General features: G+C 72.6%; 15 protein-coding genes. 5 read left to right on the top strand and 10 right to left on the bottom strand.

The annotated features are described in order from the left end of the window. Positions 1 to 29: 29 nt before the first annotated feature. Positions 30 to 722 (bottom strand): response regulator, encoded by a 693-nt coding sequence (locus ABH937_RS22390; RefSeq protein WP_280694524.1) that lies wholly within the window; start codon positions 720 to 722, stop codon positions 30 to 32. Beyond that, positions 719 to 2,500, bottom strand: coding sequence for an ATP-binding protein (locus tag ABH937_RS22385; protein ID WP_370219206.1), 1,782 nt, complete (start codon positions 2,498 to 2,500; stop codon positions 719 to 721). Before ABH937_RS22385 ends, ABH937_RS22390 begins: the two co-directional genes overlap by 4 nt. Positions 2,501 to 2,612: 112 nt before the next feature. Here ABH937_RS22385 and ABH937_RS22380 point away from each other — a divergent pair, with 112 nt between their 5' ends. Then, complete coding sequence (locus tag ABH937_RS22380) at positions 2,613 to 4,007, top strand: cation:dicarboxylate symporter family transporter (protein ID WP_370219205.1); 1,395 nt, start codon at positions 2,613 to 2,615, stop codon at positions 4,005 to 4,007. Positions 4,008 to 4,110: 103 nt separating this feature from the next. On the opposite strand, the gene ABH937_RS22375 is transcribed toward ABH937_RS22380, so the two are convergent. The 3 genes from ABH937_RS22375 to ABH937_RS22365 all read right to left on the bottom strand — a co-directional run bounded on the left by ABH937_RS22375 (position 4,111) and on the right by ABH937_RS22365 (position 7,001). Next, positions 4,111 to 5,187: an ABC transporter substrate-binding protein gene (locus tag ABH937_RS22375; RefSeq protein ID WP_370219204.1), complete on the bottom strand. Its 1,077-nt coding sequence runs from the start codon at positions 5,185 to 5,187 to the stop codon at positions 4,111 to 4,113. A 69-nt stretch (positions 5,188 to 5,256) separates the two neighbouring features. After that, positions 5,257 to 6,063 (bottom strand): ABC transporter permease, encoded by an 807-nt coding sequence (locus ABH937_RS22370; RefSeq protein ID WP_370219203.1) that lies wholly within the window; start codon positions 6,061 to 6,063, stop codon positions 5,257 to 5,259. A gap of 77 nt (positions 6,064 to 6,140) precedes the next feature. Further along, positions 6,141 to 7,001, bottom strand: a complete 861-nt coding sequence (locus ABH937_RS22365) for an ABC transporter ATP-binding protein (RefSeq protein WP_370219202.1) — start codon at positions 6,999 to 7,001, stop codon at positions 6,141 to 6,143. A gap of 327 nt (positions 7,002 to 7,328) precedes the next feature. Here ABH937_RS22365 and ABH937_RS22360 point away from each other — a divergent pair, with 327 nt between their 5' ends. Further along, entirely contained in the window at positions 7,329 to 8,993 is a 1,665-nt protein-coding gene (locus tag ABH937_RS22360) for an ATP-binding protein (RefSeq protein ID WP_370219201.1), read from the top strand. Then, positions 8,990 to 9,682 carry a response regulator gene (locus tag ABH937_RS22355; RefSeq protein ID WP_280694532.1) on the top strand — a complete coding sequence of 231 codons (693 nt, stop codon included), beginning with the start codon at positions 8,990 to 8,992 and terminating at the stop codon, positions 9,680 to 9,682. Before ABH937_RS22360 ends, ABH937_RS22355 begins: the two co-directional genes overlap by 4 nt. A gap of 74 nt (positions 9,683 to 9,756) precedes the next feature. Here the strand turns inward: ABH937_RS22355 and ABH937_RS22350 are convergent, their stop codons facing one another. Beyond that, positions 9,757 to 10,524 carry a pirin family protein gene (locus ABH937_RS22350; protein WP_370219200.1) on the bottom strand — a complete coding sequence of 256 codons (768 nt, stop codon included), beginning with the start codon at positions 10,522 to 10,524 and terminating at the stop codon, positions 9,757 to 9,759. 139 nt (positions 10,525 to 10,663) lie between these two features. Here ABH937_RS22350 and ABH937_RS22345 point away from each other — a divergent pair, with 139 nt between their 5' ends. Then, positions 10,664 to 11,161 (top strand): MarR family winged helix-turn-helix transcriptional regulator, encoded by a 498-nt coding sequence (locus tag ABH937_RS22345; RefSeq protein ID WP_370219199.1) that lies wholly within the window; start codon positions 10,664 to 10,666, stop codon positions 11,159 to 11,161. 34 nt (positions 11,162 to 11,195) lie between these two features. Next, complete coding sequence (locus ABH937_RS22340; protein ID WP_280694536.1) at positions 11,196 to 12,359, top strand: hypothetical protein; 1,164 nt, start codon at positions 11,196 to 11,198, stop codon at positions 12,357 to 12,359. Positions 12,360 to 12,395: 36 nt separating this feature from the next. Here ABH937_RS22340 and ABH937_RS22335 read toward each other — a convergent pair whose 3' ends face one another. The 4 genes from ABH937_RS22335 to ABH937_RS22320 form a co-directional block, all read right to left on the bottom strand. Then, entirely contained in the window at positions 12,396 to 13,607 is a 1,212-nt protein-coding gene (locus ABH937_RS22335) for an RNA polymerase sigma factor (protein ID WP_370219198.1), read from the bottom strand. Position 13,608: 1 nt separating this feature from the next. Continuing rightward, positions 13,609 to 13,962: a YciI family protein gene (locus ABH937_RS22330; protein ID WP_370219197.1), complete on the bottom strand. Its 354-nt coding sequence runs from the start codon at positions 13,960 to 13,962 to the stop codon at positions 13,609 to 13,611. Between the two features lie 16 nt (positions 13,963 to 13,978). Next, the gene (locus ABH937_RS22325; RefSeq protein ID WP_370219196.1) at positions 13,979 to 14,563 is read right to left on the bottom strand and encodes a dihydrofolate reductase family protein; all 585 of its coding nucleotides are present in this window, start codon (positions 14,561 to 14,563) and stop codon (positions 13,979 to 13,981) included. Positions 14,564 to 14,686: 123 nt separating this feature from the next. Then, positions 14,687 to 16,360, bottom strand: a complete 1,674-nt coding sequence (locus ABH937_RS22320; protein ID WP_370219194.1) for an FAD-binding protein — start codon at positions 16,358 to 16,360, stop codon at positions 14,687 to 14,689. Positions 16,361 to 16,593: the final 233 nt, after the last annotated feature.

The raw sequence follows: 16,593 nt of genomic DNA, 5'->3' as shown, positions 1-16,593 counted from the left end.
CCGGACCGCAGGTATCGGCCTGAGCTGCACTACCGCCCGACACCCCGGTAGCACAGCTCGGGCCGCCCGACCTGCCCGTAGCGCGGCTCGCGCACCGCGAGTCCGGCGTCCACCAGGTGTTCCAGGTAGCGCCGGGCGGTGATCCGGGAGACGCCGGCCGCCGCGCCGACCGCGGCGGCCGACAGGCTGCCCTCGGCGGCGCGCAGCACCCGGGCCACCGCGTCCAGGGTAGGCGCGCTCAAGCCCTTGGGCAGGGCGTTGCGGTCGGCGGTGCGCAGCACGGCGAAGGCCTGGTCGACCTCCGCCTGGCCGGTGGCCTCGCCGGAGCGGGCCAGGCTCTCGCGGTAGCGGGCGTAGCGCTCAAGCCGCTCGCGCAGCGTGGCCGCGCTGAACGGCTTGAGCAGGTACTGGACGACGCCGGCCGAGACCGCCTGACGGACCGTCGCCAGCTCGCGGGCCGAGGTGACCGCCATGATGTCGCAGGAGTGGCCGGCCGTGCGGATCCGGCCGCAGAGCTGTAGCCCGTGGCCGTCCGGCAGGTGCAGATCGAGCAGGACCAGGTCGACCGTGCCGCCTTCGGCCCGCCGCCGCTCCAGGAAGCGCAGCGCCGCCCCGGCGGAGTGCACCGTCCCGGCGGCGTGGAAGCCGGGGGCGCGGTTCACGTAGAGGGTGTGCGCGTCGGCCGCCAACGGGTCGTCCTCGACCACCAGGACCTCGATCATCGGGCCTCCTCCGACCCCACCACTGCACCAGCCCGTCCCGACCGCAGCGGCAGCCGCACCGTGAGCACCGCGCCGTGCTGCCGCCCGACGTCGACCGCACCGACCTCGATCGTACCGACCTCGACCGCACCGACCTCGACCGTACCGACCTCGACCGTGCCACCATGACGCCGGGCCGTCTGGGCGACCAGCGCCAACCCCAGTCCGTGGCCGGCGCGTTCCTTGGTGGACCAGCCGCGCCGGAACACCTGGCCGACCGCGTCGGGCGGGATCCCGGCGCCGCTGTCGGCCACCCGTAGCAGGAGTTCGGCGTCGTCGACGCGTGCGGTGACCGCCACCTCGGGCGGCCCGGCGGTGTGCGCGGCGTTCGCCAGTGCCGCCTCCAGCGCGTTGTCGATCAGGTTGCCGAGGACGGTCACCAGGTCGCGCGCGGGCAACCCCGGCGGCAGCAGCGCGTCGTCGATCCGGCTGTCCTCGGTGAGGGTGAACTCCACGCCGCTCTCGGCGGCCTGCGCGGCCTTGCCCAACAGCAGTGCGGCCAGCACCGGTTCGGCCACCGCGCCCACCACCTGGTCGGTGAGCCGCTGGGCGAGGGCGAGTTCGGTGGTGGCGAACTCCACGGCCTCGCGGTGGCGGCCGAGTTCGACCAGCGAGACCACGGCGTGCAGCCGGTTCGCCGCCTCGTGGGCCTGCGCGGCGAGCGCCTCACCGAATCCGCGAGCGGTGTCCAACTCACCTGAGAGCGCCTGGAGTTCGGTGTGATCGCGAAGGGTCACCACGGCCCCCAGGCCCGAACCGATGGTGGAGGTGTTGACCACCACCACGCGCTCCGCCGTCAAGTGCAGCTCGTCGAGCACCGGTTCCCCGCCGAGCGCGGCGAGCGCGGCCCGGGTCAGCGACTCGGGCAGGCCCAACTCGGCGAACGGGCAGCCCGGTTCGACCTCGTCGGCGCCGAGCAGTTCGCGTGCCGCGTCGTTGCAGAGCACCACCCGTCCGGCCGGGTCGAGCAGGATCAGGCCCTCGCGGACCGAGTGCAGGGTGGCCTGATGGTAGTCGTAGAGGTGGCTCAGCTCGGCGGCGCCCATGCCGTGGGTGTGCCGCCGCAGCCGGGCGTTGGCGAGGTAGCTGCCCACCGCGCCGATCGCCAGCGCGGCGAGCGCGACGCCGACCAGGGCCAGCAGCGGGCCCTGGGTGCGCCGGCTGATCGACTGGACCTTGATGCCCGAGCTGACCAGCGCGATCACCTTGCCGTGGCCGTCCAGGACGGGGGTGACGGCCCGTACCGAGGGCCCGAGCGTGCCGGTGTAGGTCTCGGTGAAGGTGCTCCCGTGCAGCGCGGGATCGATGGTGCCGAGGTAGTGCTGCCCGATCCGGGCCGGGTCCGGGTGGGTCCAGCGCACCCCGTGGGTGTCCATCACGGTGACGAAGTCGACGCCCGCGTCCGCCTGGACCCGCTCGGCGTACGGCTCCAGCGCCGCCGAGGGGTCGGGCCCGAGCGCCGCCTGGCGCACGTTCGGAGCGTCCGCCACCTGGCGGGCCACCGCGATGACCTGCTGGCGCGCGGTGTCCTCGGCCCACCGGGCGGTGGCGAAGTAGGCGAGCACCGCGCCGCCGACCACCACGACCGCCACGATCACCACCTGCATCACGAACAGTTGCCCGGCCAGGCTGCGCAGCAGCCGACGCAGCGGGCCCGGGCGGCGGCGCGGCGATGTTGCGGGGCTCGCGGGACTCGCCGGTGAGCTCGCGGGCGGGTGCTCGGGGGGACGGCGGAACATGCCGGCCAGTCTGCCTCAGGCGCCCGGCGTGAACTCTATGAACGCAAACGTGACGGCCGTCACGCGGTGGCCCGATAGTCAGAGCTCCCACCCAGGCAAAGGAGCCTCCCCCATGCCGTCCCCCACGCCCAAGCCATCCGACGGAGCCACTCCCCCGAGACCGGCCGACCGGTCCCACGTTCTCTACCTCGTCGTGCTCGCGGCCGTGGTCGCCGGTGTGGTCGTGGGATTCGCGGCGCCGAGCTTCGCCGTCCAGTTGAAGCCGGTCGGCACCGGGTTCGTCAACCTGATCAAGATGATGATCAGTCCGGTGATCTTCTGCACCATCGTGCTGGGCGTCGGCTCGGTCGGGAAAGCCGCCAAGGTCGGCAAGGTCGGCGGTCTGGCGCTCGGCTACTTCCTGGTGATGTCCACCATCGCGCTGGCCCTGGGCCTGGTGGTCGGCAACCTGCTGGAGCCCGGCTCGGGCCTGCACCTGACCCAGGCGCTGGCCAAGGCCGGGCACGCCCAGGTGGCGGCCGGCGCGACCAGCACCACCGACTTCCTGCTCGGGATCATCCCGACCACGCTGGTCTCGGCGCTGACCCAGGGCCAGGTGCTGCAGACGCTGCTGATCGCGCTGCTGACCGGCTTCTCGCTGCAGGCGATGGGGCCGGCCGGACAGCCGATGCTGCGTGGTGTCGAGCACCTGCAGCGGCTGGTCTTCCGGATCATGTCGATGATCATGTGGGTGGCGCCGATCGGCGCTTTCGGCGCGATGGCGGCCCTGGTCGGGGCCACCGGGGTCGCGGCACTGAAGAGCCTCGCCGTGATCATGCTCGGCTTCTACCTGACCTGCGCGATCTTCGTGGTCGTGGTGCTCGGCCTGCTGCTGCGCCTGGTCGCCGGCATCAACGTGCTCGCGCTGCTGCGCTACCTGGGCCGGGAGTTCCTGCTGATCCTCTCCACCTCCTCCTCCGAGAGCGCGCTGCCCCGGCTGATCGCCAAGATGGAGCACCTGGGGGTGAGCCGCCCGGTGGTCGGCATCACCGTGCCGACCGGCTACAGCTTCAACCTGGACGGCACCGCGATCTACCTGACCATGTCCTCGATCTTCATCTCGCAGGCCATGGACAAGCCGCTCTCGCTCGGCCAGCAGATCTCCCTGCTGATCTTCATGGTGATCGCCAGCAAGGGCGCGGCCGGCGTCACCGGCGCCGGACTCGCCACCCTGGCCGGCGGCCTGCAGTCGCACCGCCCCGAACTGGTGGACGGCGTCGGCCTGATCGTCGGCATCGACCGCTTCATGTCCGAGGCCCGCGCGCTGACCAACTTCGCGGGCAACGCGGTCGCCACCGTGCTGATCGGCCACTGGACCGGGGAACTGGACCACGACCGGTCCCGCCTGGTGCTCGGCGGGCAGTTGCCCTTCGACGAGGTACTCGCGGCGGACGGCGCGGCCCACCCGGGCACCCCGGCAGCCGCGCCGGCGCCGGACCTGCCGGACGCAGCGGCCATCCCGGCCTGAGCCGGCGGCTTCACGAAGGCGAGCGGCGCCGAACGACGAGGACGCCCGGGCGCGATGGGGGGCGCGCCCGGACGTCCGGCTCGGTGGCCGCTCGCGCAGACCGTCAGCCGTTGGAGTCGGCACCCGTCGTGGTCGGGGTGAAGCCCTCCAGCTTGTTGGCCGCGACCGCGAACTCGTTGGTGAACGTGGTGCCCAGGTTCACCGAGTCGGTCTTCACGCCGACCAGCTTCTCCGTCGCCAGCACCGTCTTCGGCCCGCCCGCCGGCATGATGCCGTCCGGCATGAACTGGCCCTTGTCCTCGGTCAGCGCGGCGATGTAGTCGTCCTTGGTGACGGTGCCGTTGGAGACGTACGACGGCGGCAGCGCGTTCGCGATGTCGGCGGCGCTGTGCGTGTCGATCCAGTGCATGGTGGCCACCAGCGCGTCGACCACCTTCTGGGCCGCGTCCTTGTGGGAGTTGACCCAGGAGGTCTGGGCCAGCACGCCCGCCGAGGGCCAGGTGCCGCCCATCGCCTGCTGGGCGCCGGCGGTGGTGGCCAGGTCCACCGCCGAGTAGCCGAGCTTCTTCTTCTCGATCGCGAGCACCGTCGGCTGAGTGGTCATCACGCAGGCGGTCTTGCCGTTCTGGAGCGCGGCGACCGCGGTGGCGCCGGCCCCGACGCCGATCCGGCTGTACTGGTCGGTCTTCAGGTTGTTCTGTCCGGCCAGGAACTGGGTCAGGGTGTCGGTGCCCGAACCGAGGTCGGTCACGCCGAGCGTCTTGCCGGCCCAGTCGGCGGGCGAGTGGACGCCGCTGCTGGTGGTGCACATCTCGCGCTCGCCGGGTGCGCCGGAGAGGTTGACGATGTCCTCCACCGCCTTGCCCTTCACCTGGAAGTCGATGGTGTGGACGTACCAGGCACCCGCCATGTCGACCTGACCCGAGGCCATCGCGTCCTCGGCGCCGACGCCGCCGTCGATCTCGGTGCTGAGCACCACGTTGACGCCGTACTTCTTGTAGAAGCCGAGCTGCTGGGCCAGTTGGTACGGCAGGTAGATCTGCTTGTCGATGCCGCCGACCATCAGCTTCACCGTCGGGGTGCCCGAACTCGCCGTCGACGAGCCGCTGGAGCAGGCGGTGAGACCGGCGCAGAGCACGAGAGCGCCGGCGAGCGAGCTGGTGAGGGTCCGCTTGAACATGGCGGCCACGTTCCTTTCCTGGGGTACTGCGGGTGGGGGGTCAAGCAATCGGGAGAGGCCACAGAGGCTCTAGATGGCCGCGGCCTCGGAGGGCGCCGGCGGACGCCAGGAGAGCAGGCGGCGTTCGAGCTTGGTGATCAGCCACTCGGCGGTGAGCGCGATCACGGCGATCACGAACATCGTGGCGAACACGCCGTTGGGGTCGAAGCTGTTCTGCGCGGTCTTGATGACCAGCCCGAGTCCGCTCTGCGCGCCGAGCACCTCGCCGACCAGCGCGCCGACGATGGCGAAGCCGAAGGCCGTGTGCAGGCTGGCGATGATCCAGGTGAGCGCCGAGGGGACGACGACGTGCCGGACGATCTGCAGCGGGGAGGCGCCCAGCACCCGGGCGTTGGCGAGGATGTTGCGGTCCACCTCCCGCACGCCCTGGAAGGCGTTGAAGAAGACCACGAAGAACACCAGCACCGCGGCGAGCAGCACCTTGGGGGTCTCGCCGATGCCGAAGGCGACCACGAAGATCGAGCCGAGCACGATCCGCGGAATCGCGTTCACGATCTTGATGTAGGGGCCGAACACGTCGGCCAGGAACCGGTTCTGGCCGAGCGCGACACCGAAGACGATGCCGGTCACCGCGCCGAGCACGAAGCCGAACACGGCCTCGCGCAGCGTGGTCGCGATCTGCGCCCAGTAGGAGCCGAACTCGGTGGCCTGGCTGCCCTGGGAGAAGTAGTCGCCCAGCCGGCCGGCGATCCCGCTGGGCTGCCCGAAGAAGAACGGGTCCAACCAGCCGACCGTGGTGGCCAGTTGCCAGCCGCCGATCACCACGGCGGCCACCGCCAGCCGGGCCGCCAGGACCAGCAGCCTGCGCCGCCGCACCGCGCGAACTCCGGCTCCGGCAGCCTGATCTGACGCTGCGTCAGTCGGCTTCGTGTCAGTGGTGGTGGCGGCACTGCTCATGACGTCTCTCCCGTCGTACGTGCGTAGGCGCGCTGGACCTCTTCGCTCAGCGACTCCCAGATCTGGTGGTGGAGTTCGAGGAAGCGGGGCTCGAAGCGGATCGTCTGCACCGAGCCGCGCGGGCGGGGCAGGTCGATGTCGTAGACCGCCTTGACCGACCCGGGTCCGGAGGTCATCACGACCACCCGGTCGGCGAGTGCGACGGCCTCCTCCAGGTCGTGGGTGATGAAGATGACGGCCGGGCGCAGCTGCTCCCACAGGGTCAGCAGCTCGTTCTGCATGATCGCCTTGGTCTGCACGTCCAGGGCACCGAACGGCTCGTCCATCAGCAGGATCGACGGCTCGTTGATCAGCGCGGCGGCCATCGCGACCCGCTTGCGCATCCCGCCGGAGAGCTGGTGCGGGTGGTGGTCCTCGAAGCCGGACAGACCCACCCGGCGCAGCCAGTCCCGCGCCGAGGCGTGCGCCTGCGCCTTCCCGACGCCCCGGAAGATCGGCCCCATCGCCACGTTGCCGAGCACGGTCTTCCACGGCAGCAGCGCGTCCGCCTGGAACATGAAGCTGATGCCGTCCGTGATGCCGGACACCTCGCGGCCGCCGACCCGCACCGAGCCCTCGCTGGGCTTGTCCAGGCCGGACACCAGGCTCAGCGTGGTCGACTTGCCACAGCCGGTCGGCCCCACCACCGCGCAGAACTGGCCCGGCTCCACCGCGAAGGTCACGTCGCGGGTGGCGGTGAAGGCCTCGCCGCTGGGGGTCAGGAACCTCTTGGTGACACCGGACAGCTCGATCCGGGCGCTGCCCGGGTCGGTGCGGCCGTCGGCCGGGCTCGTCGCGACCTCGTTGCGCGCAGCCATCGAATCCCTCTCCTTCTCTGCCTGGTCGGCCACGCCGGGCGTCCGGACCAGTTCGCTGCCTGGCCGGCCGCGCCGGGTGCCCGGACCAGCCGTCGTTTCCGCCGCCACCCCCGGTGTGTTTCCGGGGTGTTGCGCGGTGACGAGAAGGTAGAGCCGGGCCCGACGGCGGCGGGAGTCTTGCGAGCGTTGCGCGCCTTCACCGCGTTCCGGTGGGTTCTGCTCGTTCTGCGCACGGTCGTGGGGCTGGGCAAAGGCCGATTCACCAGGCACAATCGCCGGGCACACGCAGAGCGGACGGGGGGCGGAGCAGTACGGAGGTGGGGCCCGATGGCCCGAAGGAGCGGGCAGGGCCGCAAGCTCTCGGCGCGGATCCTGGTCAGCCAGTTGGTGATCCTGGCGATCACCAGCGCCATCGGCTTCGTGCTGCTGGGCTACGCACAGCGGGCGCAGCTGGACCACGAGTCCGAGCAGCACGCGCTGGCCATCGCCACCATCGCCGCCCGCGATCCGCAGATCGTCCAGGCGATGACGGACGGCACAGACGGGGGCGTCGTGCAGCGGGCCGCCGGCCGGATCCGTGACGCCGCCCAGGCCTCCTACGTGGTGGTGATCGACCTGAACGGCGTCCGGCACTCGCACCCGCACCCCGATCTGGTCGGCCAGCGGGTCAGCGAGCCGATCGCCGTGCTGGACCACGCCGCGCACACCGGCATGGACAGCGGTGCGACCGGCCGCTCGGCCAACGCCAAGGCGCCGCTGTACGGGCCTGGCGGCGCGCTGGCCGGCGAGGTCTCGGTGGGCATCGACGAGCGGAACGTGCTCGGGGACCTGCGCCGCGAGCTGTCCAGCTTCGCCCTGTACGCCGCGATCGCGCTGGCCGTGGGGTGCGTCGCCTCCTACGTGCTGGCCCGCCGGCTCAAGCGCACCACCTTCGGCCTGGAGCTGGAGGAGATCGCCGGCCTGCTGCAGGACCGCGAGGCGATGCTGCACGGCATCAAGGAGGGCGTGATCGCCTTCGATCCGCAGGAGCGGATCAGCGTGGTCAACGACGAGGCCCGCCGGCTGCTGGGCCTGGGCACCGCGCTCGGCCGCCGGCTGCCGGAGCTGCTGCCGGACGGACGGCTGCGCCGGGCGCTGGACGGCACCCTGGAGGGCGTGGACCTCACCGTGCTGACCGACAGCCACTGCCTGGCCGTCAACCGGATGCCGGTGGTCCTGCACGGCCGCGAACTCGGCGCCGTCGTCACCGTCCGCGACCGCACCGAACTGGTCGGCCTGCTCCGCGAGTTGGACTCCGTCCGGGGCCTCACCGACGCGCTGCGGGCGCAGCAGCACGAATTCGCCAACCGGCTGCACACCTTGGCCGGGCTGCTGGAACTGGGCGACCACCAGGCGGCGTTGGAGTACGCCGTCGAACTCGGCCAGACCGAGGCCGCGCCGGCCGCGGAGATCCGCGACCGGATCGGCAACCCGCTGATGGCGGGCCTGATCGTGGCCAAGACCACGGTCGCCGCCGAACGCGGGGTGCGGATCCAGCTCACCGCGGACTCCCGGCTCACCGAACAGCCGGGCCACCTGCGCCGGCTGCTCACCATCACCGGCAACCTGCTGGACAACGCCGTCGAGGCCGCCCACTGCGGTGGACCGGCCGGTGGCCCGGGCAGCGGGGCCGGCGAGGTACGGCTGACCCTGGTGGAGAACGAGCGGGAGATCCTGCTCCGGGTCGCCGACAGCGGACCCGGCATCCCACCCGGCGCGGCCGAGAAGATCTTCGAGGACGGCTGGTCCACCAGCCCCGACCGCGGCACCGCCCGGCGCGGCCTGGGCCTGGCGCTGGTCCACCGGCTGGTCCAGCGGCACGGCGGCACGATCACCGTCAGCCAGGGCCCGGGCGCGGTCTTCACCGTCCGCTTCCCGTTGCCCGACCACAGCCCGGCGCCACTGGGCGCCGTCTTCACCGTCACCCCCGTCGTGCTGGAGGGCGCGCTGTGATCAGAACCCTGGTGGTGGACGACGACTTCCGGGTCAGCGCGATCCACGCCGCCTACGTCGGCCGGGTGCCCGGCTTCGAGGTGGCCGGACAGCGCGCCGGCGTGGCCGACGCCGTGGCGGCCGTCCACGAGCTGCGCCCCGACCTGCTGCTGCTCGACGTCTACCTGCCCGACGGCAGCGGCCTGGACGTGCTGCGCCGACTGACCGCCGACAGCCCGGACAGCCGCCCCGACGCCCTGGTCATCACCGCCGCCCGCGACACCGCCTCGGTGCGCGCCGCGATGCAGCTCGGCGCCACCGGCTACCTGGTCAAGCCCTTCGGCTTCGCCGTGCTGGCCGAACGCCTGGCGGGCTACCGGGAACTGCGCGAGCGGATGGCAGCGCTCGACGGCGGCACCGAGCACGGCCAGGCCGAGGTGGACGCGCTGTTCAGCGCGGTGCGGCCGGCCGCGCTGCCGACGATCCCGGCCAAGGGCCACTCGGCGCCGACCCTCTCGGTGGTGCTGGCAGCGGTGCGCGCCGAGCCGGGCGACCTGTCGGCCAGCCAGGTGGCCGAACGCACCGGCATCTCCCGCGCCACCGCCCAGCGCTACCTCTCGTACCTGGTGCGCGAGGGCCTGGTCCGCCTCGACCTGCGCTACGGCACCACCGGGCGCCCCGAGCACCGCTACCGGGTGGCCGCCCGGTAGCGGTGCCCGCGCCTCTGCCTGTGCCCGCGCCCGCGCCTGTGCCTGTGCCTGTGCCTGTGCCTGTGCCGCGAGGCTCAGGCGCGGACGGTGGCGTGCATCTCCCAGACCAGGATCTCGGCCGGCTCGGTGGCCGTCACCCGCTGCCCGCCGGTGGCGGTGAACCGCACCGCGTCACCCGTCGCCAACTCCCCGGCGCCTTCGAGGACGACCGCGCCGCGCGGCACGAACAGGTGCAGGAACGGCGCCTGCGGAAGCTCGACGGACTGGCCGGGCCGCAACCGGGCGACGTGCAGCGCGGCGTACTTGTTCTTGATCCGGATCGCCGACGCGCCGTCGTACCTGGCCATGCCGGACGCCACCGGCACCAGGCCGCCGGTCAGCAACTCGTCCTCGATCTCCAGCTGTTCGTACCCGGGTGTGATCCCGTCCTCGTCCGGCACGACCCACATCTGCACGAAGTGCACCGGATCGCGGTGGACGTCCCCGCTCAGCCGCCAGGAGTCGTTCTTCTCGGAGTGCAGGATCCCGCGACCGGCGCTCATCCGCTGGGCGAGGCCCGGGTAGATCACACCGTTGTGACCTTCGGAGTCCTGGTGGACGAGCGAGCCCTGCAGCACCCAGGTGACGATCTCCATGTCCTGGTGGGGGTGGGTCTCGAAACCGGTGCCCGGCTGCACCAGGTCGTCGTTGTTGACCAGCAGCAGCCCGTGGTGCGTGTTGGTGCGGTCGCGGTGGTGGCCGAAGGCGAAGGAGTGCTTGGAGTCCAGCCAGTCGATGTTGGTCTTGAAGCGGTCCGCGGCACGCCGGATGTCGACGCCAGGAGTGACGGTCGTGCTGCCCATGAGGCGGTCCTCTCACTCGGGGATGCCAGACGAGCGGGTGCCGCCGCCGGTCATCCTGCGCGGCGCCGATAGGTGACGCGTCACGCACATGGAGGAGAACTTAGGTGACGCGTCAATCATTCCCGGCTACGGTGACACCATGACCGCCGACAGCCCCTGGTTGACCGAGCAGCAGCAGCGCGTCTGGCGCGGCTGGCTGAGCACGCAGAGCCGGCTGCCGGCCGCCCTGCACCGACAGCTCCAGGCCGACTCCGAGCTGTCACTGCCGGACTACGACGTGCTGGTCCAGCTCACCGACACCCCCCAGGGCCGGTTGCGGGTGTCGGACCTGGCCGGCGCGCTGGACTGGGAGCGCAGCCGGCTCTCCCACCACATCAAGCGGATGGCCGGTCGCGGGCTCGTGGAGCGCGAGGAGTGCCCGGACGACGGCAGAGGCGCGTTCATCGTCCTCACCCCGGCCGGCCGCACCGCCATCGAGCGGGCCGCACCAGCACACGCCCGGACGGTGCGTGAACTCGTCTTCGACGCGCTGAGCGACGAGGAGCTCGACACCCTGGGCGGCGTGATCGACAAGCTGGTCACCCGGCTCGATCGACCACCGGCCCGTTCGCCGCAGCGGCCACCCGCCGGCCGATAGGTGATATGACGGAGCCGAGCTGGAGGTGTCCGCCATGACCCGCTACTGCGTCGACCCTGTTCGACACGAACTCATCGCCACTTGGGGAACCGGCCGGGGCGACCTGGCCGCCCGGATCGCCGTCGCACCGGCCGGCACCGACATCGCCACGCTGTCCCGGCTGGCCGCCGCCCTCACCCAGCTGTCCTCGGCGGCCTGGCGCACCTACACCCACCCGGCCAGCGCCGCCGACTCGTTGGAGGTGGAGAGCGAGGGCTGGCGCCGGGAGCAGGAGCGCAAGGCGTTCGAGGACGTCGCCGAGGCCGTGGCCGCGCCCAACCTCCCGCACGGCGGCACCATGACGGTCTCCTACAGCCCCGTGCTGGAGAACGCGCACCGCGTCGGCCGCGCCCTGCTCGCCCTGGACCTGGCGGAGTTGACGCAGGCGGTCCAGGCCGAGACCGCGGCCGAGCTGGCCGCCGTGGAAGGCGCCGAGCTCGGCGACCTCACCGGTCGGGCCCAGCAGGCCGTCCTGCTCAGCCGCGAGGGCGCCTCCCCGGTCCAGGTCGCCGCCGCCGACCGGCTGCTCCAGGAGGACCCGTTCGGCCCGGCCGCGCTCTACTCCGAGGTCGACCCGACCGCCGCCGCCGTGGCCGCGGCCCACTGGCTGCAAGCCGCGGCCGAAGCCGTCGCGGAGGCGTCCGGGTACCCGCTGGCCGAGGTGGTCCGGGAGGCGGACGCCATCGAGGCCCTCCCCCACGAGACGCCCACCCTCGTCCTGGAACTCCTCGACGCCGGTGTCTCCCCGTACGACACCGTCACCGGCCTGGTGCGCCACGCCATGAAGGTCGCCGACGGCGTCCTGCCCGACCCGGCGGCCTTCCGCGAACAGCTCGACGAGGCCGAGGAGATGATCGCCGAGTACACCGACCACGATGCCGACGACGCCGAGGAGGCGGACGCCGTCCTCACCGGCATCCGCCTGACACCGCTGGACCCGCGCCGGCCCGCCCGCGACCTCCTCGAAGACCTGCTCACCGGCATCCACGGCTGCTGGCTCATCCACGACGAGTACGCCGAACCCCTGCCCGACGAGGACGCGGAGGACACCGAGGAACCGGACGACGAAGCGGCCGAGCGCCACCAGCACCACAGCCGAGCGCAGTTCGCCGCAGCCGTGCGCGCCGTCGCCGCCCAGAACCACGACCGGCTGATCTAGGGCCGCGAGCGCACGGGGATGAACGTACCCGCCGCCCTACCGCAGCTCCCGCAACCGGCCTTCCAGGAACGCGCGTTCGGCCCGGTTCTCGGTGCGGGCCAGCGCCGCTTCGTAGGCGCGCACCGCCTCGGCGTCGCGGCCGAGACGGCGCAGCAGGTCGGCGCGGACGGCGTGGCTCAGGTGGTAGGCGTCGAGGTCGAGGGCCTCGACGAGGGCCAGTGCCGCTTCGGGGCCGTCGGCCTCGGCCACGGCGACCGCGCGGTGCAGGGCCACCACGGGGGTGGGGGCCAGCACCAGGTGCTGGTCGTAGAGCTGGACGATCTGCCGCCAGTCGGTGGCGGCTGCGGTGGGCGCGTCGCTGTGCACGGCGTTGATCGCCGCCTGGAGCTGGTAGGGGCCCGGGCGGCCGAGCCGCAGGCAACGCCGGACGAGCGCCTGCCCCTCGGCGACGAGTTCGCGGTCCCACCGGGAGCGGTCCTGGTCGGCGAGCAGGACCAGGGCACCGTCCGGGGTGGTGCGGGCGGGCCGCCGCGACTGGATGAGCAGCAGCAGGGCGAGCAGCCCCAGGACCTCCGGCTCGTCGGGCATGAGCTCGGCGAGCAGGCGACCCAGCCGGACCGCCTCCGCGCAGAGCTCCTCGCGCAACGGTTCCGCGCTCGAGCCGCTCAGGTAGCCCTCGTTGAAGACGAGGTACACCACGGCGAGCACCGCACGCAGCCGGTCCGGCAGGTCGGCGTCGGCCGGGACGCGGTAGGGGATCCGGGCGTCGCGGATCTTGCCCTTGGCGCGGACGATCCGCTGCGCCATGGCCGACTCGCCGACCAGGAAGGCGCGGGCGATCTCGGCGGTGGTCAGCCCACCGAGCAGCCGTAGGGTCAGCGCGACCTGTGCGGACTCGGCGAGGGCTGGATGGCAGCAGGTGAAGATCAGGCGCAGCCGGTCGTCGTGCACGGGTCCCTCCTCGGCCGGTTCGTCGCGGGTGTGCAGCAGCTGCGCCTCGGCGTGCCGACCCGCACGGGACGCCTCCCGACGCTGCCGGTCGATCGCCTTGTTGCGGGCGGTGGTGATGATCCAGCCGGCCGGGCTGGGCGGCAGCCCGGCGGACGGCCACTGCTGGGCCGCCGTGGTGAACGCCTCCTGGACCGCCTCCTCGGCGCTGTCGATGTCGCCGACGAGACGGACCAGGACGGCCACGGCACGCCCGTACTCCTGGCGGAAGACCTGTTCGATCTCCGTCGCTGACGTCACGTCAGTCCTCGGCTTCGCCCTGGAACGGCCGTACCTCCACCGGCAGGCGGGTGGCCCGGGCGTACCTGCGACCCCACGCCAGCGCGGCATCCAGGTCGGGGGCCTTGATGATGGTGAACCCGCCGAGGTACTCCTTGCCCTCGGTGAACGGGCCGTCGATGACGAGCACCTCGCCGTCGCCGGGCCGCAGCACCGTGGCGGTGCTCGGGTCGTGCAGGCCCTGGCCGAACACCCAGCAGCCGGTGGACTCCAGCTCCCGGCGCAGCACGCCGAGATCGGCCATCACCGCTTCCAGGAACTCCGGTTCGGGGCGGCCGCCCTGCGGCTGGTACATGCTGAGCAGGTACTGCTTCATCGTCCTGCGCCTTCCCTCAGAGCGTCTCGTACGTCGCGAGCAGCACACCGGTGGTGGTCGCCACGGTGTCGACCAACCGCAGCCGGCTGAACGAGCCGTCCTCGGGGAACAGTCGCCGCCCCGACCCCAGCAGCAGCGGGTGGATGGACAGCACGAACCGGTCGACCAGCCCGGCCGCGACCAGCGAGCGGACCAGCTCGCCGCTGCCGAGCACCACGATGTCCTGCTCCAGCTCCTTCTTCAGCTGCCCGACGGCATGCGCGAGATCGCCGGTCAGCAGTGTCGAATTCTGCCAGGGCAGCGGCTCCGCCAAGGTCCCGGACGCGACGTACTTGCGGGTGTTGTTCAGCTTCTCGGTGAAGGGGTTGCCGTCGGTGCGCTCGGCCCAGGCCTGCTGGAAGTCCTGGTAGGTCCGCCGCCCGAACAGCAGTGCGCCGGTGCCGGCCATCTCCTTGCCCATCGCCGCCATCATCACCTGGTCCTGGTAGCCCGTCCCCCAGCCGCCGTGCCGGAATCCGCCCCGGGTGTCCTCGTCGGGGCGGCCCAGCCCCTGCATCACGCCGTCCAGCGTCACGCTCTCGGTGACCACGATCCTGGCCATCGCACACTCTCCTCGGGTTCGGCGACCGGCCTGGCGCCGATCGCTCTCACCCCCTACACGAACGGCACCCGGCGAAATCGACACGGGCCAGGCGCAGGATTCGTGGATCGGTGCGGGGCGGCGTCAGGCAGCCGGGATGCCTTGGGGGAAGCGGAACAGGCCGTCGGGATCGTAGCTCTGCTTGAGCTGGCGCAGCCGTGGCGCGTTGGCGCCGTAGTACGCCTGTTCCCAGTCGGCCAGCTGCGGGTCGGCGTAGTTCTGGTACGCCTCGCCGCTGGCATACGGTCGCATGGTGGACCAGACGTCCCGCAGCCAGGCCTGCGACTGATCCACGCCGGGGCCCGAACCCAGGCCGGGGTCAGGGTAGTTGGCTATGTACTGGGCGAGGAACAGGGCGCTGCGGTGGACGAACGCGGTGTCCGTCGCCCCGACGCGGTTGACGGCGCCGCCGAGCGAGTCGAACGCGACCGAGGAACTGCCTCCCTGCGGCACCGTGCGGGCGTACCGTTCCACGGCCGCGACCAGGGCGGCGGCGCCGGTCCGGTCGATCGGCCGGGTGTAGAAGTCCGAGCGGGCGGCGTACGACTCCCGGGTGAGCCGGCCCTGCGGGGAGTGTCCGGGCAGCGTGCCCGCCAGATGGGCGGCGCCCTGCGACCAGCCGGCGACCCCGCCCATCACCTGCATGGTCGCGAGGTAGGAGGCGGAGTGCAGCGGCGCCGACTGCGGCCGGACCCCGAGCTGGTCCACCAGGTTCGCCAACTCGCTCTGCGGGCCGAGGTAGTTGACCGTGCTGCTGACGGTGCGGCGGCCGTCCGGCCAGGCCTGCAGATGCAGGTCCGCCCAGAGCTGGTCCGGCGCACCCGGCGCCCACTGCTGCCAGGCGGCGACCACCGCCGCCGCCTGTGACCAGGGCCAGCTGAGGAAGCCGTAGGAGCAGTCCACGGCCGGGTGGGTGCGCAGCGAGAGCGAGGTGACCACGCCGAAGTTGCCCCCGCCGGCACCTTGCAGGGCCCAGAGCAGGTCGGCGTCGCTGTCGGCCGAGACCTCGCGGATCCGGCCGTCCGCGGTGACGATCTGCGCGCCGGTCAGGCTGTCGCAGGTCAGTCCGTACGCCCGGCAGGTCACTCCGAGCCCGCCGCCGAGGGCCAGCCCCGCGACGCCCACGCTGGGGCAGGAGCCGGCCGGCACGGTGAGCTGCCGGTCCGCGAGCCCGCTGTAGACGTCGATCAGCCGGGCCCCGGCGCCGACCGTCGCCGTGCCGCCGGAGGCCGAGACACCGTTCAGCCTGCCCACGTCGAGCACCAGTCCGGGCCCGCCCGACCAGCCGGCGTAGCTGTGCCCGCCGCTGCGCGGCACGATCGGCACGCCGTACCGGCGGGCGAAGGCCAGGCAGCTGGCGGCGTCCTGGGCGCCGGCCAGGTAGGCGACCGCGGCCGGGCGCAGGGTGTCGAACTGCGGCTGGTAGAGCCGGCTCGCCTCGGGGTACGCGGCGTCGCCGGGCCGCACCAGCGTGCCCTGGAGATCCTTGGCGAGCGCGGCCCAGTCGGCCGGGCCGGCGCTGCCGCCGGAAGCCGAGGGCGTGGGGGCCGTAGCGCTCGGCGAGGCGCCGCCACCGCTCGAGGCGGGCACGGGCGTGGGAGCGGCCGACCGGCCCGGCGCGGACGAGGCCGCGGAGCCGGGCCGGCTCGGGCCGCACCCGGCCACGGCTGCCGCGGCCGCGCCGCCCGCGGCGAGCCTCAGCGCGGCGCGGCGGGACAGCCGCGTGGCGGCGGACGAGGGGGTTGAGCTCTCGGTCATGGTCACGCTGCTTTCGCGGTGTCGGCCCGGCGCGCGCCGGCACCCTGCCGACCCCGACCCTCGCATACCGCGAAAGCCGCCGTCACTCCAACGACACCTCGCGCGACCCGCCCGGTTCCCGTCGCACGTCACCGGCGCGAATTATGAAACACGCCCTAGCTTGATCTTTAAGCAATCGCCTCGAACGAGCCGTCGAACTTGATCACTCGTATCGGTAACCGCCGTACGCGGAA

Origin of the sequence: Kitasatospora sp. GAS1066B (assembly GCF_041262605.1) — a bacterium.
Classification (GTDB): Bacteria; Actinomycetota; Actinomycetes; order Streptomycetales; family Streptomycetaceae; genus Kitasatospora.
This window is presented reverse-complemented; position numbering and strand designations above follow the sequence as displayed.